The sequence below is a fragment of the Micrococcus endophyticus genome (assembly GCF_014205115.1).
Classification (GTDB): Bacteria; Actinomycetota; Actinomycetes; order Actinomycetales; family Micrococcaceae; genus Micrococcus; species Micrococcus endophyticus.
In genome coordinates this window covers 2,231,971-2,255,849 of sequence record NZ_JACHMW010000001.1, presented here as the reverse complement: position 1 = coordinate 2,255,849, position 23,879 = coordinate 2,231,971, and the positions used below count along the sequence as shown (strand labels likewise).

Annotated in this window: 27 protein-coding genes; 6 read left to right on the top strand and 21 right to left on the bottom strand. The window is 74.2% G+C overall.

The features are described from left to right. Positions 1 to 7 precede the first annotated feature (7 nt). The 3 genes from HDA33_RS10355 to HDA33_RS10345 form a co-directional block, all read right to left on the bottom strand. The gene (locus HDA33_RS10355) at positions 8 to 640 is read right to left on the bottom strand and encodes a LysE family translocator (RefSeq protein ID WP_184173045.1); all 633 of its coding nucleotides are present in this window, start codon (positions 638 to 640) and stop codon (positions 8 to 10) included. Positions 641 to 725: 85 nt separating this feature from the next. Further along, entirely contained in the window at positions 726 to 2,357 is a 1,632-nt protein-coding gene (locus HDA33_RS10350; RefSeq protein WP_184173043.1) for an amidohydrolase, read from the bottom strand. Positions 2,358 to 2,437: 80 nt separating this feature from the next. Beyond that, positions 2,438 to 3,643 (bottom strand): cystathionine gamma-lyase, encoded by a 1,206-nt coding sequence (locus HDA33_RS10345; RefSeq protein WP_184173041.1) that lies wholly within the window; start codon positions 3,641 to 3,643, stop codon positions 2,438 to 2,440. Positions 3,644 to 3,843: 200 nt separating this feature from the next. On the opposite strand from HDA33_RS10345, the gene HDA33_RS10340 reads away from it, so the two are divergent. After that, positions 3,844 to 5,097: a YbfB/YjiJ family MFS transporter gene (locus HDA33_RS10340; RefSeq protein WP_184173039.1), complete on the top strand. Its 1,254-nt coding sequence runs from the start codon at positions 3,844 to 3,846 to the stop codon at positions 5,095 to 5,097. A 39-nt stretch (positions 5,098 to 5,136) separates the two neighbouring features. Here the strand turns inward: HDA33_RS10340 and HDA33_RS10335 are convergent, their stop codons facing one another. The 5 genes from HDA33_RS10335 to HDA33_RS10315 all read right to left on the bottom strand — a co-directional run bounded on the left by HDA33_RS10335 (position 5,137) and on the right by HDA33_RS10315 (position 9,475). Then, positions 5,137 to 5,646, bottom strand: a complete 510-nt coding sequence (locus HDA33_RS10335; RefSeq protein WP_184173037.1) for an SRPBCC domain-containing protein — start codon at positions 5,644 to 5,646, stop codon at positions 5,137 to 5,139. A 90-nt stretch (positions 5,647 to 5,736) separates the two neighbouring features. Next, positions 5,737 to 6,087, bottom strand: coding sequence for a hypothetical protein (locus HDA33_RS10330; RefSeq protein WP_017489523.1), 351 nt, complete (start codon positions 6,085 to 6,087; stop codon positions 5,737 to 5,739). Positions 6,088 to 6,201: 114 nt separating this feature from the next. Continuing rightward, on the bottom strand, positions 6,202 to 7,191 hold the full coding sequence (locus HDA33_RS10325; protein ID WP_017489524.1) for a phosphotransferase enzyme family protein: 990 nt from the start codon (positions 7,189 to 7,191) through the stop codon (positions 6,202 to 6,204). 58 nt (positions 7,192 to 7,249) lie between these two features. Continuing rightward, the gene (locus HDA33_RS10320) at positions 7,250 to 7,777 is read right to left on the bottom strand and encodes a hypothetical protein (protein ID WP_017489525.1); all 528 of its coding nucleotides are present in this window, start codon (positions 7,775 to 7,777) and stop codon (positions 7,250 to 7,252) included. 141 nt (positions 7,778 to 7,918) lie between these two features. Then, complete coding sequence (locus HDA33_RS10315; RefSeq protein WP_184173035.1) at positions 7,919 to 9,475, bottom strand: alanine/glycine:cation symporter family protein; 1,557 nt, start codon at positions 9,473 to 9,475, stop codon at positions 7,919 to 7,921. A 204-nt stretch (positions 9,476 to 9,679) separates the two neighbouring features. Between HDA33_RS10315 and HDA33_RS10310 the strand changes: the two genes are divergently transcribed. From HDA33_RS10310 to HDA33_RS10300, 3 genes are all read left to right on the top strand, one after another. Continuing rightward, positions 9,680 to 10,054 carry a YciI family protein gene (locus HDA33_RS10310; RefSeq protein WP_184173033.1) on the top strand — a complete coding sequence of 125 codons (375 nt, stop codon included), beginning with the start codon at positions 9,680 to 9,682 and terminating at the stop codon, positions 10,052 to 10,054. Positions 10,055 to 10,234: 180 nt separating this feature from the next. Next, on the top strand, positions 10,235 to 10,558 hold the full coding sequence (locus HDA33_RS10305; protein ID WP_420826920.1) for a hypothetical protein: 324 nt from the start codon (positions 10,235 to 10,237) through the stop codon (positions 10,556 to 10,558). A gap of 86 nt (positions 10,559 to 10,644) precedes the next feature. Further along, complete coding sequence (locus HDA33_RS10300) at positions 10,645 to 11,142, top strand: GNAT family N-acetyltransferase (RefSeq protein ID WP_184173031.1); 498 nt, start codon at positions 10,645 to 10,647, stop codon at positions 11,140 to 11,142. 39 nt (positions 11,143 to 11,181) lie between these two features. Here the strand turns inward: HDA33_RS10300 and HDA33_RS10295 are convergent, their stop codons facing one another. Beyond that, on the bottom strand, positions 11,182 to 11,367 hold the full coding sequence (locus HDA33_RS10295; protein WP_184173029.1) for a hypothetical protein: 186 nt from the start codon (positions 11,365 to 11,367) through the stop codon (positions 11,182 to 11,184). Positions 11,368 to 11,436: 69 nt separating this feature from the next. Continuing rightward, entirely contained in the window at positions 11,437 to 11,691 is a 255-nt protein-coding gene (locus HDA33_RS10290) for a hypothetical protein (protein WP_184173027.1), read from the bottom strand. A 246-nt stretch (positions 11,692 to 11,937) separates the two neighbouring features. On the opposite strand from HDA33_RS10290, the gene HDA33_RS10285 reads away from it, so the two are divergent. Then, on the top strand, positions 11,938 to 13,443 hold the full coding sequence (locus HDA33_RS10285) for an AMP-binding protein (RefSeq protein ID WP_184173025.1): 1,506 nt from the start codon (positions 11,938 to 11,940) through the stop codon (positions 13,441 to 13,443). Between the two features lie 44 nt (positions 13,444 to 13,487). On the opposite strand, the gene HDA33_RS10280 is transcribed toward HDA33_RS10285, so the two are convergent. The 4 genes from HDA33_RS10280 to HDA33_RS10265 form a co-directional block, all read right to left on the bottom strand. Beyond that, complete coding sequence (locus HDA33_RS10280; protein WP_184173023.1) at positions 13,488 to 14,477, bottom strand: permease prefix domain 1-containing protein; 990 nt, start codon at positions 14,475 to 14,477, stop codon at positions 13,488 to 13,490. After that, complete coding sequence (locus HDA33_RS10275) at positions 14,474 to 14,818, bottom strand: PadR family transcriptional regulator (RefSeq protein ID WP_184173021.1); 345 nt, start codon at positions 14,816 to 14,818, stop codon at positions 14,474 to 14,476. The genes HDA33_RS10280 and HDA33_RS10275 overlap by 4 nt, the downstream gene beginning before the upstream one ends. A 227-nt stretch (positions 14,819 to 15,045) precedes the next feature. After that, positions 15,046 to 15,480, bottom strand: coding sequence for an OsmC family peroxiredoxin (locus tag HDA33_RS10270; protein ID WP_158493784.1), 435 nt, complete (start codon positions 15,478 to 15,480; stop codon positions 15,046 to 15,048). Between the two features lie 149 nt (positions 15,481 to 15,629). After that, entirely contained in the window at positions 15,630 to 16,691 is a 1,062-nt protein-coding gene (locus HDA33_RS10265; protein WP_184173018.1) for a zinc-binding dehydrogenase, read from the bottom strand. 248 nt (positions 16,692 to 16,939) lie between these two features. Here HDA33_RS10265 and HDA33_RS10260 point away from each other — a divergent pair, with 248 nt between their 5' ends. After that, positions 16,940 to 18,358: a long-chain-fatty-acid--CoA ligase gene (locus HDA33_RS10260; RefSeq protein ID WP_246416938.1), complete on the top strand. Its 1,419-nt coding sequence runs from the start codon at positions 16,940 to 16,942 to the stop codon at positions 18,356 to 18,358. A 204-nt stretch (positions 18,359 to 18,562) separates the two neighbouring features. Here the strand turns inward: HDA33_RS10260 and HDA33_RS10255 are convergent, their stop codons facing one another. From HDA33_RS10255 to HDA33_RS10225, 7 genes are all read right to left on the bottom strand, one after another. Beyond that, the gene (locus tag HDA33_RS10255) at positions 18,563 to 18,850 is read right to left on the bottom strand and encodes a hypothetical protein (protein ID WP_017488477.1); all 288 of its coding nucleotides are present in this window, start codon (positions 18,848 to 18,850) and stop codon (positions 18,563 to 18,565) included. 30 nt (positions 18,851 to 18,880) lie between these two features. Next, positions 18,881 to 19,768, bottom strand: coding sequence for a polysaccharide deacetylase family protein (locus HDA33_RS10250; RefSeq protein ID WP_184173014.1), 888 nt, complete (start codon positions 19,766 to 19,768; stop codon positions 18,881 to 18,883). A gap of 30 nt (positions 19,769 to 19,798) precedes the next feature. Beyond that, entirely contained in the window at positions 19,799 to 20,773 is a 975-nt protein-coding gene (locus HDA33_RS10245; protein WP_184173011.1) for an asparaginase, read from the bottom strand. Positions 20,774 to 21,138: 365 nt separating this feature from the next. Beyond that, positions 21,139 to 21,891: a metal-dependent hydrolase gene (locus HDA33_RS10240; protein ID WP_184173009.1), complete on the bottom strand. Its 753-nt coding sequence runs from the start codon at positions 21,889 to 21,891 to the stop codon at positions 21,139 to 21,141. Between the two features lie 131 nt (positions 21,892 to 22,022). Further along, on the bottom strand, positions 22,023 to 22,757 hold the full coding sequence (locus HDA33_RS10235) for an LrgB family protein (protein WP_184173007.1): 735 nt from the start codon (positions 22,755 to 22,757) through the stop codon (positions 22,023 to 22,025). After that, on the bottom strand, positions 22,754 to 23,116 hold the full coding sequence (locus tag HDA33_RS10230; protein ID WP_184173005.1) for a CidA/LrgA family protein: 363 nt from the start codon (positions 23,114 to 23,116) through the stop codon (positions 22,754 to 22,756). The genes HDA33_RS10235 and HDA33_RS10230 overlap by 4 nt, the downstream gene beginning before the upstream one ends. Beyond that, positions 23,113 to 23,823, bottom strand: coding sequence for a GntR family transcriptional regulator (locus HDA33_RS10225; protein ID WP_184173003.1), 711 nt, complete (start codon positions 23,821 to 23,823; stop codon positions 23,113 to 23,115). Before HDA33_RS10225 ends, HDA33_RS10230 begins: the two co-directional genes overlap by 4 nt. Between the last annotated feature and the right edge of the window lie 56 nt (positions 23,824 to 23,879).

The following is a 23,879-nucleotide window of genomic DNA, read 5'->3' as shown; positions in this document are numbered from 1 at the left end:
GGCCGGGTCAGGCCTTGGCGAGGGCCAGGCGGGCGCCGAAGCCCACGAGGGCGGTGCCGACCACGCCGTCGAGGCCGCGCTGCACGGACGGGCGCTGCAGCCAGCCGCTCACCACGCCGACGAGGGCGATCAGCACCACGAACCACGCCATGCACACCGCGATGTGCACCACGGCCAGCAGCACGCCCATAGCCGCCGGGGCGACGCTGGGCACCATGAACTGCGGGATGAGGGCCACGTAGAACGCGCCGACCTTGGGGTTGAGCAGGTTCACCGTGAACCCGGTGCGGAACGCGTCCCGGGAGCGCACGGTCGCCACCGAGGAGCCGCCGGGCGCCCCGTACCCGCCGCGGATGGCCGAGATCAGCATCCGCACGCCCAGGTAGACCATGTACGCCGCGCCGATCCAGCGCAGCGCCGTGTAGGCCACCTCGGACGCCGCCAGCAGGGCGCTGATGCCCAGGGACGCCGCCAGCGCCCACACGAACAGACCGGCGCAGATGCCGGCGCTCGCGGCGAACGCGGCCCCGGAGCCCTGACGGCCGGCGTACCGCAGCACCAGGGCGTTGTCCAAGCCGGGCGTGATGGTGATCAGCAGGGCGAGGAGCGCGAAGGAGAGCAGGGCCGCGGTGAGGGTCATGCGTGGAAATTACTAGCGCGCCCGGACCCCGCCGGACATTCGTCTCACGATGCGGTCCGGCCCCCGCCGGGGGTCCCGGACGGCGTCACAGCCCGCCGTGCACGAACTCCCCGCCCACGGCGGTGGCGACGACGTCGATCGCCGCGATCTCATCGCTCGGCACCGCGCGGGGGTCGGCGCTGAGCACCGTGAAGTCCGCGAGCTGGCCGGCCACGAGCCGTCCCTTGCGCCCGCCCCAGCCGGTCGCCTCGGCGGAGCCGACGGTGTAGGCGTGCAGGGCCTGGGCCACGGTCAGCCGCTCGAGGTCCGGGCCGTACTGCTCGCCGGTCTCGGTGCGGCGCAGCACGAAGTCCTGGATCACGTCGAGTGGGCGGCCGCCGGCCACGGGCCGGTCCGAGCTGCCGGGCAGCACGAGGCCCGCGGCCAGCAGCCGGCCGGCGGGGTAGGACAGGGCCGCCCGCTCGGCGCCGATCCGCTCGGCCACGGACCCGCCGAAGGCGCTGATGAAGTTCGGCTGGGTGGTCATCACCACCTCCAGCTCGGCCAGGCGGGCCACCTGGTCGTCGCGGACCACGCCCCCGTGCTCCACGCGGTGGGGCATCACAGGCCGCCCGAACCGGGCCCGCGCCTCGGCGATCACGTCGAGCGCGAAGTCCAGGGCGGCGTCGCCGATCGCGTGCAGGGCCAGGGACCAGCCGGCGGCGGCCGCGCCGAGGCACTCCCGGCGCATCTCTCCGGCGTCCTGCTGCAGGTAGCCGCGGCCGTGGCCGTGCCCGCAGTAGTCCGCGGTCATCGCGGCGGTCTGGCCCAGCATGGAGCCGTCCGTGAACACCTTCGCGGGGCCGATCTGCAGCCACTCGTCGCCCACGCCGGTGCGCACGCCGGCGTCGAGGGTGAGGTGGGTGCCGTCGTCGGCGTGGCCGTCCACGGGGCGCAGCGCGTCCAGGGTGACCATCGTCTGGAAGCGGGTGCGCAGCAGGCCCGCGTCCCGGGCGCGCTGGTAGGCGCCGAACTCGAGGGGGCTGTGGCCGATCCAGCCGCCGGCGATCCCCGCGTCCGTCACCGAGGTGATGCCCTCGGCTGCGTACTCCTGGGAGGCGCGGGCCAGGCACTCGCCGATGTGCTCGTGGGACTCCGGCTGCAGCAGCCGGGTCACGAGGTTCATGGCGGTCTCCTCGAGCAGGCCCGTGGGCCGGTCCGCGGCGTCCGTGAGGATCCGCCCGCCCTCGGGCTGCTGCATCACCTGCTCGCCCACGCCGGCCAGGAACAGCACCGCCCCGGACACGGTGAACGCGTGGCCGGTGTTGTGGCGGATGAGCACGGGGCGCCCGGCCGCGGCGGCGTCGAGGCTGTCCCGGTCCGGCTGGGGTCCGGTGAGGTGGCCGGGGTCGAAGCCGGTGCAGGTCACCCACGCGCCCGGGGTCAGCTCGGCCGCGCGGGCGCGGATCCGGTCGTAGACCTCCTGTGCGGTGTGGGCGCCCTCGAGGTCCACGTCCAGCCGCGACTGGCCGAACCAGACGCTGTGCGCGTGGGCGTCGTTGAACCCGGCGAGGACGGTGCGCCCCCGCGCGTCGAGGCGTTCGCGCGCTGCGAGGCCGTCCAGCTCCTCGTCCACCCCGACGACGACGCCCCGCCACACCCCCAGCCGCGAGGCCGACGGGCGGGCGGGGTCGCCGGTGATGAGGCGGGCGTTCTCCACGATCAGGTCGAGCTGCATGGGGCGGGTCTCCTGGGGTGGGGCGGCGGGGGATGGTTCGCGAGCGTAGCCGGGCCGGGCTCAGGCGGGCAGGGCCGGGCTCAGGCGGGTTCGGCCGCGGCGTCCATGGCCCGGGCCAGGTCGGCGAGCAGCTCCGCCGTCGGCTCGACGCCCACGGACAGGCGCACGAAGCCGGCCGGGACGTCGTCGCCCCAGCGGGCGCGGCGCTCGGCCGCGGTGTGGGTGCCGCCGAAGCTCGTCTGCGCCACCACGTACGCGGCGTCCCCGATGAACCGCTCCGCTGCGGCCGCGTCCGCGAACTCCAGCCCGACGACGCCGCCGGCCGCCGTCATCTGGCGCGCGACGATCGCCGCGTCCGGGTGGTCCGGCAGCCCCGGGTAGGCCACCGCGCGCACGGCCGGGTGCCCGGTCGCGAGCTCGGCGACCGCGAGCGCGGATGCGCACATGCGGGCGAAGCGGACCTCGAGGGTCTCCAGACCGCGGTGGATCAGCCAGGCCTCGTGGGTGCCGAGGATCCCGCCGGCCAGGGTGCGCCAGCCGCGCACGCGCGCCATCAGCTCGGGGTCGCGGGACGCGACGTGCCCGCCGAGGGCGTCGGAGTGCCCGTTGAGGGCCTTCGTGTCCGAGGCGACGACGACGTCCGCCCCCAGGTCCAGCGGCCGCTGCCCCAGCGGGGTCAGGGAGGTGTTGTCCACGACGACGAGCGCCCCCTTCCCGTCCCGCCGCCCGTTCGCGTGGGCGCGGGCGGCGACGTCGGCGATGTCCGCCACGCGCAGCCCGGGGTTGGAGGGGGTCTCGACGAACACGAGGTCGTAGGCGGAGAGGTCGGCGTCCGCGAGGCCCGGCGTGGACACGAAGTCCACGTGGACGCCGGCGGGCACGAGGTGCTCGGCGGCGAGGGCGCGGGTGGCGCCGTAGCCGTCCGCGGGCAGCAGGGCGCGGTCGCCGGGGCGGAGCACGGGCAGCAGGGCGGCGGCGATGGCCGCCATCCCGGAGGGGACGACCGCGACGTCGGCGTCCTCGAGCACGCCGAGGGCGGCCTCGAGCGCGGCCCAGGTGGGGGTGCCCCAGCGGGCGTACTGGAACCCGCCCTGGGCGGCGGGCTCGGCCGGGGCCCCGTCCGGACCGGCGCCGGGCAGGTGGAACGCGGACGCGTGCACCAGCGGCGGGGAGATGGCGTCGCCGGGGGCCATGCCGTGGGCGCGGTGGTGCAGGACCGGGCCGAAGGGCGGCGCGGCCGGGACGTCGTGGCGGGCTGCGCTGTGGCGCGCGGCGGAGTCGGGCATGGGGCCATTATCGCCCCGGGGACGAGGCCGCGGCGGCGGGTGTCGGCGGGTCGATCGGCGGCGGGTGTCGGCGGCGGCTGGCCCAGCAGGACGAGGGCCGGCGACGCGCGGAGTGAGCCGCTTCCCCGGTGGCCTACGGTGGGCGTGACGCCCACCACAGTCGCCTCGCTGCCCGGCGTGCGACGGAACCAGGACCCGCCGTGACCCGCCTCCCCCGCGCCCTGTGGATCGCCCTCGCCCTCGCGGCCGCGCCCGCCTCCGCGTTCGGCCTGGCGCGGTTCGCGTACGCGGTGCTGCTGCCGCCCATGCAGGCGGACCTGGGGTGGTCCTACGCGACGGCGGCCCTGCTCAACACGGTGAACGCGCTCGGCTACCTGGGCGGCGCGGTGTTCGCCTCGCGGCTCGGGCGGCGGATGGGCGTGCACGCCGCGTTCGGCTGGAGCCTGCTCGCCACGGCCCTGGCCCTGGGCGCCTCGGCGCTGAGCACCCTGCTGCCGGTGCTGCTCGTGCTGCGCCTCGTGGCCGGCTTCTCCGGTGCGGTCACGTTCATCCTCGGCGCGGCCCTGACGGCGGCGCTGGCCGCCTCGCTGCGGGCGGGGACGGGCACCGCGGGGGCGGCCGCCGCGGCCGTGGGGGCGTCGGCCCGCGTCCCGACGGCGGCCCTGCTCATGGGCGTGTACGTGGCCGGCGGCGGGCTGGGGATCGTGGTGAGCGGGCTGGCCCTGCCGTGGGCGCTGAACTCGTTCCCGGACGACGTCGGCTGGCGGGTGGGCTGGGGCCTGCTGGGCGCCGTCGGGCTGGTGGCCTGGGCGGTGGCGGCCCGCGCCGCCCGGCGGGTGCCGGCGCCGGCCCCGCGGACCGCGGGCAGCCGGGCGCCCGTGCGCGGGATGGTGCCGCTGCTGGTGGGCTACACGCTGTTCGGGATGGGCTACATCGCGTACATGACGTTCATCGTGGCGCTGCTGCGCGGCGACGGCGCGACCGACCAGCAGGTGGCCGTGTTCTGGGTGGTGCTCGGCCTGGCGGCGGTGGCCGGCGGCTTCGCGTGGGCGCCCGTGGTGGAGCGCCTGCAGGGCGGGCGGGCGCCGGCCCTGCTCATGGTGGTCGTGGCGCTCGGCGCGGGGCTGCCGCTGCTGTGGGCCGGGCCGGTGCCGGCGCTGGCCTCGGCGGTGCTGTTCGGCGGGACGTTCCTCGCGCTCGTCGGGTCCGTGACGCACGCGGCGCAGCGGGTGCTGCCGGCGGCGCAGGTGGCAGACGGGATCGGGCTGCTCACCACGGTGTTCGCGCTCGGCCAGTCCGTGGGGCCGGTCCTCTCCGGCGTGCTCGCGGACTCCGCCGACGGCGTCCGCGCCGGCATCGCGCTGTCCGTGGCGATCGTGGTCCTCGGCGCGGTGGCGTTCCTGCCCCAGCGGCGGGTCCTGCCCGAGGCGGCGACGACGGGCGGGGCGGCCTAGCGGCACCGGCCTGCCGAGCGGCCCGGGAAGGTCACCCGGTCAGAGCGTGGCCTCGTAGGCGGCGCGGTGGCGCTCCCAGCGCTCGAACCAATCGCCCTCCTCGGCCGGCGTGCCCTCGATGTGCGCGGCGAGGTCCCGCAGGTAGACCTCCCAGCCGGCGGCGTGGCCCACGTCCTCGCCGTGGGTCAGGCCGCTGTGGACGAGGACGAGGCGGGTGCCGCCGTCGACGGCGCGGAGCGAGACCTGCACGGTGCTGGGCGCCGGCTCGTCCTCGGCGGACTGCCACGTCAGGCGCAGGCCGCGGCCGCGCTCGCACTGCTCGATGCGGCCCCAGGAGGCGGAGCCGGGCTCGTCGTCGTCCTCCTCGAAGGCGATGCGGTAGTCACCGCCCTCGCGCAGGCCCCCGGTGACGGGCGCGAACCAGGCGGCGAGCCGCTCGGGGTCTGTGAGCTCGGGCCAGAGGTCGGCGGGGGCGACGGGGAGGATGCGGCGCAGCTCCACCGTGCCGTGGTCGTCGGATCGGTACAGGAGTCCCATCAGGTCGGCCATGGGGCCAGTGCACCACGTCACGTCCCCGACGGGAAGCCTGCTGGGCGCGTCGCGAGGGGGTGCGCGGACCTCGCCTCGCGCGCCGGCGCCTCAGTCCCGCGCCGCCCGCGCCGCCTCGGCGGCCCACTCCCCCACGAGCGGCCCGGAGGCCTCCGGCCGGTCCAGGTGGAGGTTGTGCCCGGCCGCGTCCAGGACGTAGCGGGCGGAGGGGCGCTCGACCGCGTCCTCGTCCACCGCGCGGATCCCGGGCAGCGCGTGGTCCCGGAACCGCTCCCACGTCTCCGGGACGAGCCGCGGGGACATCTCGAGGAACGGCTCGGCGTCGTCCGGGTCGAGGGTGGCGAGGAAGGTGCGGACGTGCGCTGCGGTGCGGAGGTGCGGCGCGGACGCGCGGTGCGGCCGGCACGCGGTGCGGGGCGAGTGCCGATCCGGGAACTGCAATCGAAATTCGCCGCATTTCGATTGCAGTCCGCCCGAGAGACACCCGCCCCGGCTCACAGCGGGCGCCCCGAGGCGGCCGCCGCGGCCTCCCCCGGGCGCCCCGTCACCGGCCCCTCACTCCCCCGGCAGCCGGTAGCGCTCCACCGGCATGGTCGCCAGGTCCCGCAGGTACCCGCCCTGGCGGGGCTGGGCGTAGGCGTCGTCGTCGTTGTCCTCGAGGGCCCACGTGCCCTCCTCCCACAGCATGTGGTCGAGGGCCGCAGGCCACAGCGCGCGCTCGCGCTCCGTGAGGGTGACGTGCCGGGTGTAGGCGGCGTGGAAGTCCTCCCATTCGGCGGCCGTCATCATGCGCCCGGGGGCGGAGTCGGAGTCGTTGTGCAGGAGCACCACGGCCATGGCCAGGTCGAACAGGCGCGGCTCCCAGCCGCCGTTGTCCGGGTCCACGATCACCGGCCCGTCCTCGGCGATCACCACGTTCGCGGACTTGTAGTCGCTGGTCACGCCGGCCCGCGGCAGCTCCCCGGCCTCCTCCGCCGCGCGCAGCGCCGGGAACGAGACCGTCCACCACCGCTCCACGAGCCCCCGCACGGACTCCAGCGCCTCGGCGCCGGCCTCCTCGCCGAGCACGCGGGGGAGCTTCTCGGCGAGGGAGGCCAGGTCCGCGTCGGCGTCGTCGCGCCCGGACTCGGGCCACGCGTATGACCGCATCGCGTCCCGCACCGCCGGCTCGAGCCGCGTCGCGTGGAGGCGGCCCAGGAGGTCGCCCAGCGCGGCGACGTCGCGCTCCGCGTCATAGGGCCGCCCCGCCACGAACGGGTACACCGCGTACCAGTGCTCCCCCACCTGCCGCGGATTCGGCCCGTCCAGGTCCACGGGCGCCACCACCGGGAAGCCCCCGGCCGCGAGCGCGCGCGTCCACCCGGCCATCCCCGCGGCCCGCTCGGCGGTGCGGCCCGTCAGCTTCACGACGACGTCCACCGGCTCCGCCTGCCCCCTCGGCACCACGCGGGCCCGGTGCACGAGGGACCACCACGAGAGCGACTCGGGGTGGACGTCCACCAGCCCGAAGGCGGCGGTCAGCTCGGGCAGCAGGTCGTCGGACATGCAGGCGAGCGTAGCGTGATGCGCGCCACGCAGCGGCCCGCCGTCGTCGCCCCCCGGCTCACCAGAGCAGCCGGTCTCCGCGCAGCTGCGCCTGGAGGCCGTCGATGCGGCCGAGCACCGCCACCTGCAGCAGGGCCGGCCACGCGTGGACCACGAGCCCCAGGAGCACCGCCAGCAGGCCCCAGCCCGGGTGGCCGACGACGGCCAGCGCGAGCGCGGCGATCCCGTGCAGCCCCACGGAGGCGGCGTGGCTGACGAGGGAGCCCACGGCGGCGGTGCGGATGCGCCGCAGGTCCGCCCGGCCGGTGATGCGCCGGCGGATGGCGGCGTTCCACCCGGCGGCGCCCAGCTGGCGGGATAGCCAGTCGGTGCGGACCCGGCGGGCGAGCTCGTGCCAGCGCCGGTCCCGCCGCCACGGCCGGTCCACGAGGTGCCGGGTCGGCTCCCCGTAGAACGGGCCGAAGCCGAGGGTGCCGGCCGTGAGCACGCCGACGAACAGCCCCGGGGCCGTGGGCGCCATCAGCGCGAAGGCGGCCGCGAGGGCGGCGACGGCGAGGGCCAGTCCGGCGAGCGAGCGGGGAGTCATCACCGCGGACGCTAGCGCACGGCGCGCCGGCCGCCGCGGCACACGACGGCGGGCGACGCGCGGCGGGCCCATCGGCCCCGGCCCGGACGTCCCGGGTCGGGGTCCGGATCATCTGGACCGCGGCTCAGCCCCCGCCGCGGCTCAGCCCTGGCCGCGCTCCCCGTGCGGGCGCACCACGGAGATGGCGCGGGTGTCCGGGGCGGTGTCCGCCACGTGGTCCAGGGCGGCGGTGACGTCCCCGGTGCGCTCGTACTCGTCGTGGATCTGTTCCCACAGGGTGGCGTTGCGCACGCCGATTGCACGGGGGTCCAGGACGGGGTCCTGGCCGGCGCGGCGCTGGCGGTCGTAGTCCTTCATGAGTCGGATGGCCACGGGGCTCAGGAGCACGAGCGCCAGGATGTTCACCCACGTGTACAGGCCCACGCCGAAGTCCGCGAAGGACCACACGAGCGTCGAGGTCTGCACGGCGCCGAACACCATGGACGCGGCCAGGCCCAGGCGGGCCACCGCGATGCACGCCCGCTGCACGGACTTGTTCGGGATCAGGTACGCGAGGTTGGTCTCGGCGTAGAACGCGAACGAGAGCAGGGTGGTGAAGGAGAACAGGAACACGGCGACCGCCACGAAGGCCGGCCCGAACGCCGGGATGACGGAGTCGACGGCGGTCTGCACCCACGCCGGTCCCGCCTCGATGCCGGGCACGCGCTCCACCAGGAGCGTCTCCTCGTCCGGGCCGAGGACGTTGAAGCTGTTGGTGGAGAGGATCATCAGGCCGGTGACGGTGCAGACGAACAGGGTGTCCACGAACGCGGAGAACGCCTGCGCCAGGCCCTGCTTGACCGGGTGGGAGACGTGGGCGGCCGCGGAGGCCTGGGCGCCGGAGCCGGTGCCGATCTCCGTGGAGTACACGGCGCGGCGCACGCCCCAGGAGATGGCGGCGCCGAGCATGCCGGCGTAGACCGAGTCGGCGGCGAACGCGCTGGAGAAGATCAGGCCGAACATGGCCGGGACCTGCTGCCACATCAGGGCGACCACCACGACGCCCACGATGATGTAGGCCGCCGCCATGAACGGCACCACGAGGCCGACCGTCCGGGCCAGGCGGTGCATGCCGCCGAAGACGATCACGCAGAACAGGACCGCCATGGCCAGGCCCACCCACAGCGGGTCCCAGCCCCACGCCTGCGTCGTGGCGGCGGTGACCGCGTTGGCCTGGATCTGCGGACCGGTGATGACGGTGGCGAACACGGTGGCCGCGGCGTAGGCGACGGCGAGCCACCGCCAGTTCCGGCCCAGGCCCTCGAGGATGTAGTAGGCGGGGCCGCCGCGGTACTCGCCACGCACCTTGTGCTTGTAGAGCTGCGCGAGCGAGCTCTCCGCGAGCGCCACGGGGGCGCCGAGCAGCGCCGTCACCCACATCCAGAACAGGGCGCCCGGGCCGCCGAGGGAGATGGCGGTGGCGACGCCGGCGATGTTGCCGACGCCGATGCGTCCGCCCAGCGCCATGGCGAACGCCTGGAACGAGCTGATGCCCGCCGAGGAGGATCCACCGCGGACCAGCTGGCCGATCATGTCCGGGATGCGCCGCAGCTGCGGCGCCCCCATGCGGATCGTGAAGTACAGGCCGAGGGCCAGCAGGCCGAAGACCATGGGAAGCGACCACATGATCGCGTTGGCGCCGGCGATGAACTGCTCCATGGGGACTCCCAGGTCGGGTGCAGGGTCCTGTGACCCTACCCACACCCGGGGCGATGACGTGAGATGTTGTCGCCGCAGGCGCGACGGAGGGCGGGCCGTCGTCGTCGGGAGTCCGCCGGACCTGCCCCCGGGCGGGCGATCCTGGTGGGATGAGGGCGACCACGCCCGCCCTCCGACCGCCCCGCCCTGCACAGGAGCCCCGCCGTGAAGTTCGTGATCCTCATCCATTCGCATCCGCAGCCCTGGGCCCACCCCACGAGCGAGCACACCGCCGAGTACCAGGCCCTACCGCCGGCCACGCAGGAGGAGCTCGGCGCCCGCTGGGACCGCGTGTTCTCCGAGGCCCAGGAGAACGGCGAGATCGTCTCCGGGTGCGCCCTCGGAGACCCGGCCCACGCCCGCGTGGTCCGGTTCGACGGCGAGCCCCGCGCCGCCGACGGCCCGTACGCCCAGGGGGACGAGCACCTCGCCGGGTTCTTCGTCATCGACGTCGCCACGCAGGAGCGCGCCGAGGAGATCGCCGCCGCCTTCAGCTGCCCCGGCGACACCGTGGAGCTGCGGCCCGTCTGGGAGGGATGAGGGGCGGCGTGGACGCCGCTGCCGACCCCGACGGCGAGCCCTCGCCGCGCCGCTGGTGGGAGAGCCCCCTGGACGTGGAGAGCCTGGCGTGGGACGCCGTCGTCGCCGCCCGCGACGCCGTGCGCGAGCTGGCCGGCGCGCGCGGCCGAGGTCGAGGACCTGCTGGCCGGGGCCGACGTCGTGCTGCTGGGCTACCGGCCGGGCTCCTTGGACCGCTTCGGCCTGGACCCGGAGACCCTCGCCCGCCGGCACCCGCACCTGGTGGTCGGCACGCTCTCGGCATGGGCCGGCGTCGTGCGGATCAGCCTGCTCGGGGCGGCCCGGACGCTGCTGGGGCTCTCCCCTCCCCCGCCCGGGCCGGCCGCGGAGCTGCCCGTGCCGCGGGAGGAGGTGGGCTCGGAGGCAGCACGAATGCACGCGGTCCCGCCGGCGCTCACCCTGGACGGGGAGGTGCTGGCGCGCGACGTCGGCGCGTACGGGGCCGCCACGCTGCGGTGGCTCTGAGGGAGGTGCGCTGAGGGGGTGTGCTGAGGGGGCGGGTGCGGCCCAGCCGTTGACAGCACAACCATCCGGGGAGTGCACTCCTGCTCATGCCCAGCCGCCTGCATCTGCGTCCCCTCACGGTGGCCGACGCGGAGGAGATGTCCGCCGTCCTCGCCGATCCCGCGCTCTACGCGCACACGGGCGGGGAGCCGCCCAGCGAGGAGCTGCTCACCCAGCAGTACCGCATCCAGACCCGGGGCGAGTCCGCGGACGGCTCCGAGCGGTGGCAGAACCTGATCGTGGTGCTCGAGGAGACCGGCGAGGCCGTGGGCTACGTGCAGGCCACCACGCCGAAGGACGGCGGTCCGACCGAGGTGGCCTGGGTGATCGGCGTGCCGTGGCAGGGTCGCGGGCTCGGCGGCGAGGCGGCGGCGCAGCTGGTCGAGCACCTGGCCGGGCAGGGGGTGCGCGAGCTGATCGCGGACATCGCCCCCGGCCACGCGGCGTCCGAGGCGGTGGCCCGGCACATCGGGCTGGAGCCGAGCGACGTCGTCGTGGACGGCGAGGTGCGGTGGACCGGGACCGTGGGGGGACGGGCGGGCTGAGGACTCCCGGACGACGACCCCCGAGCTCCCCCGCCCGGCTCACCACGCCGGCCCCAGGTCCTCAAGCACCTCCAGGTCCAGCAGCCAGCCGTCCGGGCCGGGGACCCACCCGGGCGGCGCCTGATAGCTCGCCCCGTAGGTCACCGTCCCGATCGAGGGCCCCGGGTCTCCCGCGGACGACTCCCCCGCCCCGGGATCGGCGTTGATGTCATAGCGGCCCGGCATGCCGTCGACGTCGGCCAGCCACGCCGATCCCGGGACCTTCTCCTGCCCCGTCCCGTCGGCGGACGCGCGTCAGTCGAACCGCACCTCTTGGACGCGGAGCAGCCGGGCGCGCACGCGGTGCGGCGGCGCGGCGTCGTCGTCGACGTCGACGTCGTGCATGGTCACGTACGCGTCGACGGGCCCCAAGCCCCGCCCCCGGACCCACTCCGTGGCCGGCCCGAGCGTCACCTCGCCCCCCTCCCCCACGCGGAGGGGCGAGCCACAGCAGTCCTGCTCCCAGTCGGTCAGGTAGGCCCGCAGCCGGCGCCCGACGGTCAGATCCATGGTCGGAGCGTAGACGGTGTCAGGACCACACCCTCACCCCCGGCGCCGCGCCCGGGCAGCGAACTCGTCCAGGGCACGGTGCTCTCACGCAACGATCAGGGGTGATCGTTGCGTAAGAGCGGATCCAGCGAAACGATCCGCCGACCCCAGTCCCGCAGGACCGCACTGACACCCCTTCCCGCCGCCCCGTACCCGCGAGTAGCGTGTGACCCGCATCACTCAGCCGTCTCTCCCCGGAGGTGCCCCGTGCCCGACGTCGTCGTCCCCATCCTGCTCGAGCGCACCGCCGCCGCGGAGCCGGACCGCACCGCCCTGATCCTGGGCGAGGAGCGCCTGACCTACGCCGAGCTTCAGGACCAGGTCCACCGCATCGCCGGGCTGCTGCGCAGCCAGGGCCTCGGCCCCGGGGACCGCATGGCGATCATGCTGCCCAACGTGCTCGCGTTCCCGGTGCTGTTCTTCGGGGCACTGCAGGTGGGCGCCGTCGTCGTGCCGATGAACCCGCTGTTCAAGACCCGCGAGATCCAGTACTACCTCGAGGACTCGGGCGCGGTGATGCTGTGGGGCGTCCCGTCCGAGGAGGCGGAGGCGGCCACACAGGCCGTCGGCGTCCCGTTCCACGAGCTCGGGGCGGACGGCCTCGCCCCGCACCTGACGGCGAGCCCCGGCCCGGTAACCGAGGCGGCCGAGCGCGACCCGCAGGACGACGCCGTCATCCTCTACACCTCCGGCACGACGGGCCGGCCCAAGGGCGCCCAACTCACCCACCGCAACCTGACGAGCAACGCGAACACGGTGGTGGAGTCGCTGATCCACCTGAAGGCGGGCGAGACGATACTCGGCTGCCTGCCGCTGTTCCACGTGTTCGGGCTGACCTGCAGCATGCTCACGTGCGTCTCGGTGGGTGCGACCCTCTCGCTGATCCCGCGCTTCGACCCGACGCAGGCCGTCGAGACCATCCGCCGGGACGCCGTCGACGTGTTCATCGGCGTGCCCACCATGTACGGCGCCATCCTGACGGTCGGCGCGAAGGACCCGTCCGCCCTGGCCTCGCTGCGCGTGGCCGTCTCGGGCGGCTCGAGCATGCCCGTCGAGGTGCTGCGCCGCTTCGAGTCCACCTTCGGCTGCCAGATCCTCGAGGGCTATGGCCTCTCCGAGACCTCGCCGGCGGCGTGCTTCAACCACCCGGACACGGACCGGCAGCCCGGCTCGATCGGCACGCCGATCCGCGGCGTGGAGCTGCGCCTGGTCACCCCGGGCGGCGAGGAGGTGCCCGAGGGCGACGCCGAGACCATCGGCGAGGTGTGCATCCGCGGCGAGAACATCATGAAGGGATACTGGGGGCGCCCGGACGCCACGGCGGAGGCCATCGACGACGACGGCTGGTTCCACTCCGGCGACCTCGGCCGGCGGGACGCGGCCGGCAACTACTACATCGTGGACCGCACCAAGGACATGATCCTGCGCGGCGGCCTCAACGTGTACCCGCGCGAGGTGGAGGAGGTGCTGTACGAGCACCCGGCCGTGGCGGAGGCGGCCGTGGTGGGCGTGCCGCACGCCGAGCTCGGCGAGGACGTGGCGGCCTACGTGGTCCTGGCTCCGGGCGCGGAGGCCACCGAGGCCGAGCTCATCGCCCACGTGAAGGACCGCGTGGCCCCGTACAAGTACCCGCGCACCGTGCACCTCATGGACGGGCTGCCCAAAACGGCGACCGGCAAGATCCTCAAGCGGGAGCTCGGCACGGCGGGGTGAAGCGGGGCGCCTGCCGGGCGGCGCGCGAGGGCTGAGGCCCTCCGTCAGCCGCGCCGCCCCGAGCGCCGGCGGGTGCGCCACTGCCGGGACAGGGTCCACAGCTCCCAGAGCGCGACGAGCCAGATCACGGCCACGTACAGCCCGTCGACCCAGTCGAGGGGGTGGACGCCGGTCTGGACGGGCCCGGCGGCGATCGCCGGGTCGATGACCTGCTGGGTGAGCACGAGGGCCGTGAAGAACACGGCGGTCACCAGGGTGAGCGCCGCCTGGAGCACGAGGCTGCCCGGCGTCTGCCGCCGCCGGATCAGCACCCACACGGCCTGCACGACGCCGACGGCGAGGAGCACGTAGTAGGTGGGGATCCAGAAGTCCCACAGCGCCTGGTTGACGAACGGGGCGCCGTCGTTGAGGTGACCGACGTACAGGAACGAGGTCGGCAGGACGGGCAGCACGGCCGCGACGGCGAGGAACACCAGGGACGCCCAGGCCTCGGAGCAGGCCTCCCTGTCGCTTCCCGGGTCGTCGTCGAGGGCGTCGACGGTCCACTCGGGGGCGACGTCCCGGCGGACGGCCTCGCGGCTCTCCACGGGGAGGACGCGGTCGAGGACCCAGAACAGGAGGACGAGCGCGCCGACGGACCCGAACAGGGCCTGGATAAGGGGGCCGGCCACCGCGCCGATCGCCTGGCCGAGATGCGGCACGGGGGTGGAGGCAGCGTAGTCCACCGCGGACGTCACCAGCGCCACGACCGCCACGAACGGCAGCAGCCAGCGCAGCGCCAGGACGAACATGGGGTAGAGCTCAGGCCCGATGAGGACCTCCTCCGCCCCGCGGTAGCGGCGGGCCAGGCGGGCGGGGTCGCCGAGCTCGGTGAGGGCGGAGCGCTCGGCCTCGGCCTCGGGGACGCCGGCGGCGGTGCGCTCCTCGACCATGTCGGCCAGGAGTCCTTCGAGCTCTGTGGCGACGTCGTCGCGCTGGTCGGCGGCCACGCGGCCGACGACCTGGTCGATGTACCGGTGGGTGAGGGTGGTCATGACGGGTCCTTCCCGAGACGGGTCATGCTGTCGGTGAGTCGGAGCCAGTCGTCCCTGAGCTCAGCGACGATCGCCTCGCCCTCCGGGGTGGTCCGGTAGTACTTGCGGGGCCGGGGCTCGTCGGTGTTCCATTCCGCCTGCAGCAGCCCCTGGACCTCGAGCCGGCGCAGAAGCGGGTAGAGCGTGTTCGCCTCCGCGTCGAGGCGGGCGTCCGCGAGGTGCTCGAGGAGCGCGTAGCCGTATCGCGGGGTGCGGCAGGCGAGCAGGCATGCCACCACGAGGGTGCCGCGCCGCAGCTCCTGCCGATGGGTCGCGAGGATCTTGCCCTGGTCTTCATCCACTCCTCACACAATACTGTGTGCCACACACTATTGCCACGGAGCGCAGCATGCCGTCGGGAGCGGGTGACGCACGGGGGCGCTCGGGGTCGCGCCGAGCCGCGACTGCGCCGCGACGGTCGGGGACTCCGGGCAGACGACGGCGGACCCCACCCGGAGGTGGGGTCCGCCGTCGCGCGCGGCCCGTGGGCCGGCGTCGTGCGTCCGTGGACGCGCAGTCCGTGCGGGACTCAGGCCAGGGAGGCCTCGACGCTGACGTCCTTGACGCCCGCGAGCGCCTGGGAGACCGGGCACTGCTCCTTGGCCTCGCCGGCGATGCGCTCGAAGTCCTCGGCGGAGATCTCCGGGACCTGGCCCGTCACCTTCAGGACGATCTTGGTGATGCCCTCGCCCGCCACGAAGGTGACGTCGGCGGTGGTGTCCAGGTGGGTGGGGGCGGTGCGGTTCTTCTTGAGCATGTTAGAGAACTGCATGGTGAAGCACGTGGCATGCGCGGCGGCGAGCAGCTCCTCGGGGTTCGTGGTGGAGCCCGCCTCCTCGGCGCGCGCCTTCCAGTTCACGTCGAAGGTGCCGGAGCCGGAGGTGACAAGGGTGGTGGTGCCGGAGCCGGTGAACAGGTCGCCGTCCCACGCGGTGCTGGCCTGGCTCGTGATCGGGGTGGGCATGGGATTCTCCTCGGGGGTCGGTTCCGCGACGCGGCCGTCAGGTGGCCGCGCCACTGGCGCCCACGCTAGCCCCGGGGCGTCGCCGAGGGTCAGGGGCGGGGAGCGCCCTGGCTCCGGCTCGAGGGCCGGGGGCCGGCCCCCGGCTGCCCTCACACCTCGAGCAGCACCTTGATCTCGCGGCGCTCGTCCATGGCCTTGTACGCCTCGGCGGCGTCGTCGATCGGCAGACGTGCGGTGAAGACCTTCCCGGGCTGGATCTCGCCGGACTGGATGCGCTCGATCAGCTCGGGCAGGAAGCGGCGGACGGGGGCGGGCCCGCCCTCGAGGTGGATCTCGAGACCGAAGAGCCTCGAGCCGTCGATGGTCTGATCGTGGGAGACACCCACGAAGCCCACGTGCCCGCCCGGGCGCCCCGAGGCCAGTGCCTGGTCCATCGACTCCTGCGTGCCCACGGCCTCGCACACGCCGTGCGCGCCGTAGCCGTTCGTGAGCTCCTTGACCTTCGCGGCACCCTCCTCGCCGCGCTCGGCGATCACGACGTCCGCGCCGAACTCACGGGCGAGCGCGGCCCGATCCTCATGGCGGGAGAACACGATGACCTGCTCCGCGCCCAGCGTCTTGGCGGCCAGGACGGCGCACAGGCCGACGGCGCCGTCGCCGACCACGGCGATCGTCTTGCCGGGGCCGGCCTGCGCGGCGACGGCGGCGTACCATCCGGTGCCGAGCACATCCGAGGCGGCGAGATAGTCGGCCAGGCGGTCCGGGTCCGAGGGCTCGCCCCCGGGCACCTTCACGAGGGAGCCGTCGGCGAGCTCGACGCGCATGTACTGCGCCTGGCTGCCCGTGTACTCGCCGGCGTTGACGCAGCGGGACTGGTAGCCGGCCTGGCAGATCTCACACGTGTTGTCCGAGAGCATGAAGGAGCCGATCACGAAGTCGCCGACCTCGAGGGTGGCGACGTCCTCGCCCTTCTCCACGATCGTGCCGACGTACTCGTGGCCCATGCGCCGGTGGTCGACGTCGTTGTGGCCGCGGTAGGGCCACAGGTCCGAGCCGCACACGCACGCGGCGGCCAGCTTCAGGACCACGTCCGTGGGCTTCGCGACGCGCGGGGTGTCCACCTCCTCGACGACGACGTCGCCCGGCGCGCGCATGATCACGGCCTTCATCGTCTCGGGGACGGCACGGGTGGCGGGGGTCTGTGCGGTCATGGTCTGTCCTCCGGTCTGGCCCGGCGGTCCGGGCGGTGTGCGGGGAACAGTCTTGCGTCTCTGGGCCGTGAAGACGACAGATCGGCGTCGGAGGCGGGGCCGGTGGATGGCCGCGCGCCAGCGACATCACCGCCGGGCAGACCCGCGGTGATGTCGCTGGCGTGAGGTCGACCGGCACACCCCGCCCGTCTCGAGCGCACGCCGCCGAGCACCCGAACTCCACCGCCCTGATCCTAGGCGAGAACCGCATGACGTACGCGGAGCTGCAGGACCAGTCCCAGCGTCTGGCCGGGCTCATGCGACAGGAGGGCATCGGCCCCGGGGACCGCGTGGCGCTCATGGTGCCGAACATCCCGGCGTTCCCGGTGGTGTTCTTCGCGGCCCTGCAGCTGGGCGCCGTCGTCGTCCCGATGAACCCGCTGTTCAAGCGCCGCGAGATCGAGTACTACCTGGAGGACTCGGGCGCGTCGATGCTGTGGTCCGTGCCGTCCGAGGATGCCGTGGAGGGCGCCCGCGAGCGCGGTGTGCCGCTGCGCACCCTCGGCGAGGACGGCCTCGCCCCGCACCTGGCGGAGAGCCCCGGCCCGGTGACCGAGACCGTTGAACGGGACCTCGAGGACGACGCCGTCATCCTCTACACCTCCGGCACCACCGGCCGCCCCAAGGGGGCCCAGCTGACCCACCGGAACATGGGCACCAACGCGGACACCGCGGCGGAGACGCTGATCCAGCTCCAGCACGGGGAGACCGTGCTCGGCTGCCTGCCGCTGTTCCACGTGTTCGGCCTCACGTGTGCGCTCATGGCGTCCGTGACGATGGGCGCCAGCCTGGCGTTGATCCCCCGCTTCGATCCCGCCGTGGCCGCGCAGACCGTCCGGGAGTGCGCGGTGGACGTGTTCATCGGCGTGCCCACCATGTACGGGGCCGTGCTGGCCGCGGCCAAGGACCGTCCGGAGGACCTGGCCAGCCTGCGCCTGGGCGTCTCCGGTGGATCCGCCCTGCCCGTGGAGCTGCTGCGCCGCTTCGAGGCCACCTTCGACTCCGAGATCCTGGAGGGCTACGGCCTGTCCGAGACCTCCCCGGTGGCGTGCTTCAACCATCCGGGCGAGGAGCACCATCCGGGCTCGATCGGACGCGCCGTCCGCGGGTGCGACCTGCAGCTGGTGACGCCGGACGGGGCCGTCGTGCCCGAGGACGAAGAAGAGACCCTGGGCGAGGTGTGGATCCGGGGTGAGAACGTGATGAAGGGCTACTGGGGCAAGCCGGAGGCCACCGCCCAGGCCATCACCGAGGACGGCTGGTTCCGCTCCGGCGACCTCGCCCGGCGCGATGCCGCGGGCAACTACTACATCGTGGACCGCACGAAGGACATGATCCTGCGCGGCGGGCTCAACGTGTACCCGCGCGAGATCGAGGAGGTGCTCTACGAGCACCCAGCCGTCGCGGAGGCCGCCGTGGTGGGGGTGCCCCACCCGGAGCTCGGCCAGGAGGTCGCCGCGCACGTGGTGCTCGCCCCCGGCGCGCACGCCACGGAGGAGGAGCTGATCCAGCACGTGAAGTCTCAGGTGGCGCCCTACAAGTACCCGCGCACCGTGAACCTGCGGGACGGACTGCCCAAGACCGCCACCGGCAAGATCCTCAAGCGGGAACTTGCGCCGGCGGAGTGAGCTCGGGATGACCGCCGGGGCCCGCGTGTGGGCCGAGGTGCTCGCGGAGGCGGGCGCCGGCGGCCGTCCGAGGCGGCCGCACGGGACCGAGGCGACCGTGCGGGCGGGGTGGTTCCCGGAGGCGTGAGGGGGCGGCGATGGATTCGGGATGACCCGTCGATCGCGACATGACCTGACGGCAGACCCCAGGTCGTGTCGCGGCCGTCAGTCCGACCTGCGTCGGGCGCGGGCCACCATCCCCGCCGTCACAGCCGCGACCACCTCCCGTGGCGGCTCGGCCCCGACCCAGTCCCCCGCGGCGCCGCCCTCGAGGCTGGCGATCAACCCCTCGACATCGGCGTGGTGCTCACCGCGCCCCGAGCGGCGGACCAGCGTCCAGGCGTCCCCCTCGAGCGTGAGTCGACACCCCGGGGCGAGCTCGCCGCGCAGCCGCGCCAGGGCCCGCCGCTTGAGGCCGTGCTCGTTGAGGAGCGCCGTCGTCGGGGACGCCACCCCGCGTCCGCACGCCCCGCACATCCGCGCTCAGCCGCGCTCGCGCGGGAACCGGCGGGCGAAGTCCGCGGCCACGTCCTTCATGAACCCGAACTCCACGCCGTCGTGCCCCTGGATGTGGTCGAACAGCCGCTCCAGCATGAGCAGGTTCTGCGGGCGGCCCGACACGTCCGGGTGGATCGTGATCGGGAAGACCGCGTAGTCCATCTCGCGGTGCACCCAGTCGAACTGGTCCTTCCACAGCTGCTCGATGTCCCGCGGGGAGACGAAGCCGTGGCTGTTGGGGCTGGACTTGATGAACATCATGGGAGGCAGGTCGTCCAGGTACCAGGACGCCGGGATCTCGATCAGGTCGGTCTCCTCGCCCCGGACGAGCGGCTTCATCCACTCGTGCGCCGACGCGGCCTCGTAGTCGATCTTCGTCCAGCTGTCCCCCACGCGCACGTAGTACGGGGTGTGGTCGTCGTGCATGAGTGAGTGGTCGTAGAGGAAGCCCCGCTCGAGCAGGATCTCGTTGGTCACCTTGGAGAACTCCCACCACGGCGCCACGTAGCCCACGGGCTTGGTGCCCGAGCGGCGCTCGATCAGGTCCGTGCAGTAGTCCAGGATCTCGGTCTCCTGCTGCCGGGTCATGGCAATGGGGTTCTCGTGTGAGTACCCGTGCACGCCGATCTCGTGACCGGCGGCGACGACGGCGTCGAACTGCTCCGGGAACGTCTCGATCGAGTGCCCCGGCCAGAACCAGGAGACCGGCAGCTCGCGCCGCTGGAAGAGCTGCAGCAGACGCGGCACACCCACCTCACCGGCGAACAGGCCGCGGGAGATGTCGCCCGGGGAGTCCTCGCCGCCGTACGAGCCGAGCCAGCCGCCGACCGCGTCCACATCGATGCCGACGCTCACGTAGATCTTCTTCGCCATGGGGGTTCCTCCTCGGAATCGTGGGTGGGGTCAGCGCAGCCGGGTGAACCGCGCCGCAAACTCGTGGGGATCCGGCCGATGCGCCAGCAGGGCGGCGGCCAGGATGCGGGCCTGGAACGGGGTCAGTTCGCCGGCCGCCACGGCACCGGCGGCCAGGATGTCCGCGCCGCCGCCGCGGCCGTAGACGCCGAGGACGGGGCCGGCCAGGGTGCGGGTGGCCAGTACGACGGGCACCCCTCGCGCGACGACGTCGGCCACCGCCTCCGCGTGTCCGGGCCCGGCGTTGCCCAGGCCAGTGCCGGCCAGCACGATGCCGTGGGCGCAGCGATCGACGGCGGACGGCAGGGCCGCGGGGTCCGCGCCCGGGTACGCGGTGATCAGGTCGACGCGGACGCCGTCCAGCCCGGAGTCCGGGAGGTCGAGGGTGCCGGGTCGATGCGGGCGAGCGTGCAGGCGGAACTCATCCCCGTGCGTCGTGCCCACGAGCGTGCCGCCGGTGAACGGCTGGCTGACCATCGTGTGCCCCTTGCGGGTGCCGCGTGCCGAGAGCAGCAGGCCGTCGAAGGCGACGAGGGCGCCGAGTCCGCGAGCGTTCGGGTGAGCAGCGGCGAGGACGGCCTGGCGGAGGTTGCGGGGTCCGTCGGTGTCCGGGTGGTCGGCGGCGCGCTGGGCCCCCGTGAAGACCACGGGGGTGTCCGTGCCGTTCAGCAGGTCCGCGAGGAACGCGGTCTCCTCCATGGTGTCAGTGCCGTGTGTGACGACGACACCGTCGATGCCGGGTTCTTCCGCGCGCTCGCGTGAGACGCGGGCGATCGTGGCCAGCTCCGGCAGGCCGAGCCGGTAGCTGCCGACCGTCATCACGTCCTCGCTGGTGACCTCGACGTCGGCGGTCGCGTCCATGCCCTCGAGCAGGACCTCAGCGGAGTCCCCAGCCGTCGCCCCGGACCCCTCGCCAGAGCGCGAGGCGATCGTGCCACCAGTGGCAAGGACGTGGACGCGGGTCATCGGGAGGCTCCTTCCGCCATGGCCCGACCCTCTCAGCGGCGGGAGAGGCCGGTCAATGGCATACGGGCTGGCCCGCCGAACGGCCCTGGCGCAGCCGGGGGGCATGACGTAGATCCCCGCTCCCCTGAAGGAAAGGACCTGGCCTCGTGTCCACGTTCCAGACACCGCAGTACACGATCACGGAACTGCTTCCATGGCCCAACCGCTCACCGGCGACGGAGTCGTCGACACCGAGAGGGATTGATGCCTGTCACCGCCCTCTTCGACAGTGCCCGCTGTTTCGCTTGGAAGATGGTCTACCAGCAAGCCTCACCCCACCGGATGGAACTCACGAGCAAATTCCTGTCGTCTGGGGCCCAGGCCGCTCAGAACAGTGCCGCCACCCCCCGCGCGGCGAGCGGGACGAGCCGCACGGCCCGCACCACGGTGAACGCGGTGACCACCGAGACGAACGCCCACTCCCGCCAGGACCCGGTCCGGCCGAGCAGGGGAAGCCGGAACCGTCCGGAGGACTGCCACCACCACAGGCGCGCGGGAGGCTCCGGGCTGAGCGGCCAGAGCAGGGCCACCCCGTTGTTGGTGAGGGCGTCGCCGAGGATGTGCACGCTCACGCCGACGGCCACGGAGGCGGGGATCCACCACAGCCCGGCGCTGAGGACGGTCGCCGCCATCGCGACCAGGATGCCGAGCGCCCACGCGGCCCTCCATCCCCGGTTCGGGAGCAGTCGGAGGGCCTTGGCGGCCACGGCCGCCAGGAACGCGGCGATGACCCCCTGCCCCGGCGTGTAGACGTGCCCCGCGATCGGCACCTGGATGGAGGCGGCCGCCGTCGCGATGGCGGTGAACGCCGCGATCCCCACCAGCGAGTGTGTGCCGCGCCGATGCCCACCGGCCACGTGGCGGATGCCGCGGCTCATCCACTCGGTCAGGGGCGGCAGGGCGTGGACGACGGTGGCGCGGGGGTGGTCCCAGTCGCTGATCATGGCCGCGCCGGCGGTGGTCACGGCGCCGAGCAGCTGGAGTTCGGCGGGCAGGTGCAGCACGGCGATCGGCGACTGCCAGTGCGTGAGCGCCAGCCAGGCCGCGGCGCCGGTGGCCGCGTGGGACGGGCCCATCATGGGTGGGGTCCTCTCGTTCGCAGGACCGGGCCGCGTCACCGCGCCTGCGCGGGCCGGCGGGCGGCCCGCGGGGAAGGAAGAGGACCAGGGTGGCAGGCGGGGCGGACACGGTAAGAAGGCCGCCCGGCCCCTCACCCCGTCATCGCCAGCACCAGCGGGGCCAGCAGGGCGGTGAGCACGCCGGAGCAGGCCATGGCGAGGGCGGAGAACGCGCCGGTCTTGGGCCCCTCGGCGAGGGCGCGGGCGGTGCCGATGCCGTGGGAGCTCACGCCGATGGCCAGGCCGCGCACGCGGGGGTCGCGCACGCGCAGCCGGTCGAGCACCCAGGGGGCGAACACGGCGCCGAGCACGCCGGTGAGCACGGGGAGCACGGCGGCGAGGGAGACGATCCCGCCGCCGGCGTCGGCCACGGCCATGGCGATCGGCGTCGTCGCGGACTTGGGGGCGAACGTGGCGGCCAGCGCGGCGTTCCCGCCCATCAGCCGCACGATCAGCACGGCGCTCACCATGGCGGTCAGCGAGCCGACGGTGACCCCGACGGCGATCGGCAGCAGCAGCTTCCGGATGTCAGGCCCGGCCCGGTACAGGGGGACGGCGAGGGCCACGGTGGCAGGGCCCAGCAGGAAGGTGAGGTAGCTGCCGCCGATCATGTAGGTCTCGTAGTCGATGCCGGTCAGGGCCAGGAACGCGGCCACCAGCACGATCGTCACGAGCACGGGCGTGAGCAGGGCGGTCTGCCGGGCGGCGAGCCACAGGCGGCGGGCGAGCACGGCCACGGCGAGGGTCAGCGCGATGCCGAACAGCGGTGTGTGCAGGAGCGCGTCCCAGGCCTCGGCGAGGGAGTCGGTGAGTTCGGCGGCGTTCACTGTGCGTCCTCCCCGTCCGTGAGGCGGCGGGCGAGCGGGGCGGCGACGCCGGCGGTGACCACCAACCCCAGCAGCCAGGGCACCACGAAGCCGACCAGCATCAGCGCCCGGTGTTCCCCGATGAGGCCCAGCACCGCGACGACGCCGACGCCCGCCGGGACGAACAGCAGCGGCAGGTGCTGGAGCAGGTGATGGCTCGCCGTCATCACCGGCGCGTCCTCGGCCGGCCGACGCCACGCGAGCAGGCCGAGCAGCAGGAGCATGCCCAGCACGGCCCCGGGGATCGGCAGGTGCAGTGTGTCGGCCACGAGCGTGCCCGCCAGCTGGCAGAGCAGCAGGATCAGCAGGCCCTCGATCATCGGGGTTCACCTGCCTCGGACGGGCCTACGGTCAGCAGGCCGGGGACGACGACGCCGGTCCCCGCGGCGTCGAGGTGTGCCTGGAGGGCGCGCTGGGCGTCTGCGGCGCGCCCGGCGGCCAGCTGAGCGCAGATCTCTGCGTGCCCGTCGAGGAGGCGGCGGGCGGCGTCGACGGATCCGCCGGTGGCGGCGTGGATGAGGCGGGCCAGGCGGGGGGCGAAGGTGCGCACGACCTCGTCGAAGGCGGCGTTGCCGCAGGTGGCGATCACGTCCCGGTGGAAGCGCACGTCCAGTGCGGAGAACGCCGCAAGGTCGCCTGCGTCCAGGGCGGCGCGCTGCTGCTCCAGGTTGGCGGTGAGCGTGGCGACGAGGGGCCCGACGGCGTCGGGCCGCGCGGCGACCGTGGCGAGGGCGGTGGACTCGAGGAGGCCGCGCAGGGCCGTGAGGTCGGCCACGCTCTGCGGCGTGAGGGCCTGCACGGCCGCACCCTTCTTGGGGAGGAGCCGCACCAGACCCCAGCTCTCGAGCTGGAGGAGGGCCTCCCGGGCCGGCGTCCGGGAGATGCCGGCCTCCGTGGAGAGCTGGACCTCGGTGAGCATCTCCCCCGCGTGGATCTCACCGCGGACGATGCGCCAGGCGACGTCGTGGGCCAGGCGGCCGGCAGCCGTGGCACGACTGCCCCACAAGGGGTCGGAGAGTGGAGTCATGCGGGCCAGAATAATCAGATGCATGCATGGATGTATGCATTGTGTCGGGCTCGGAA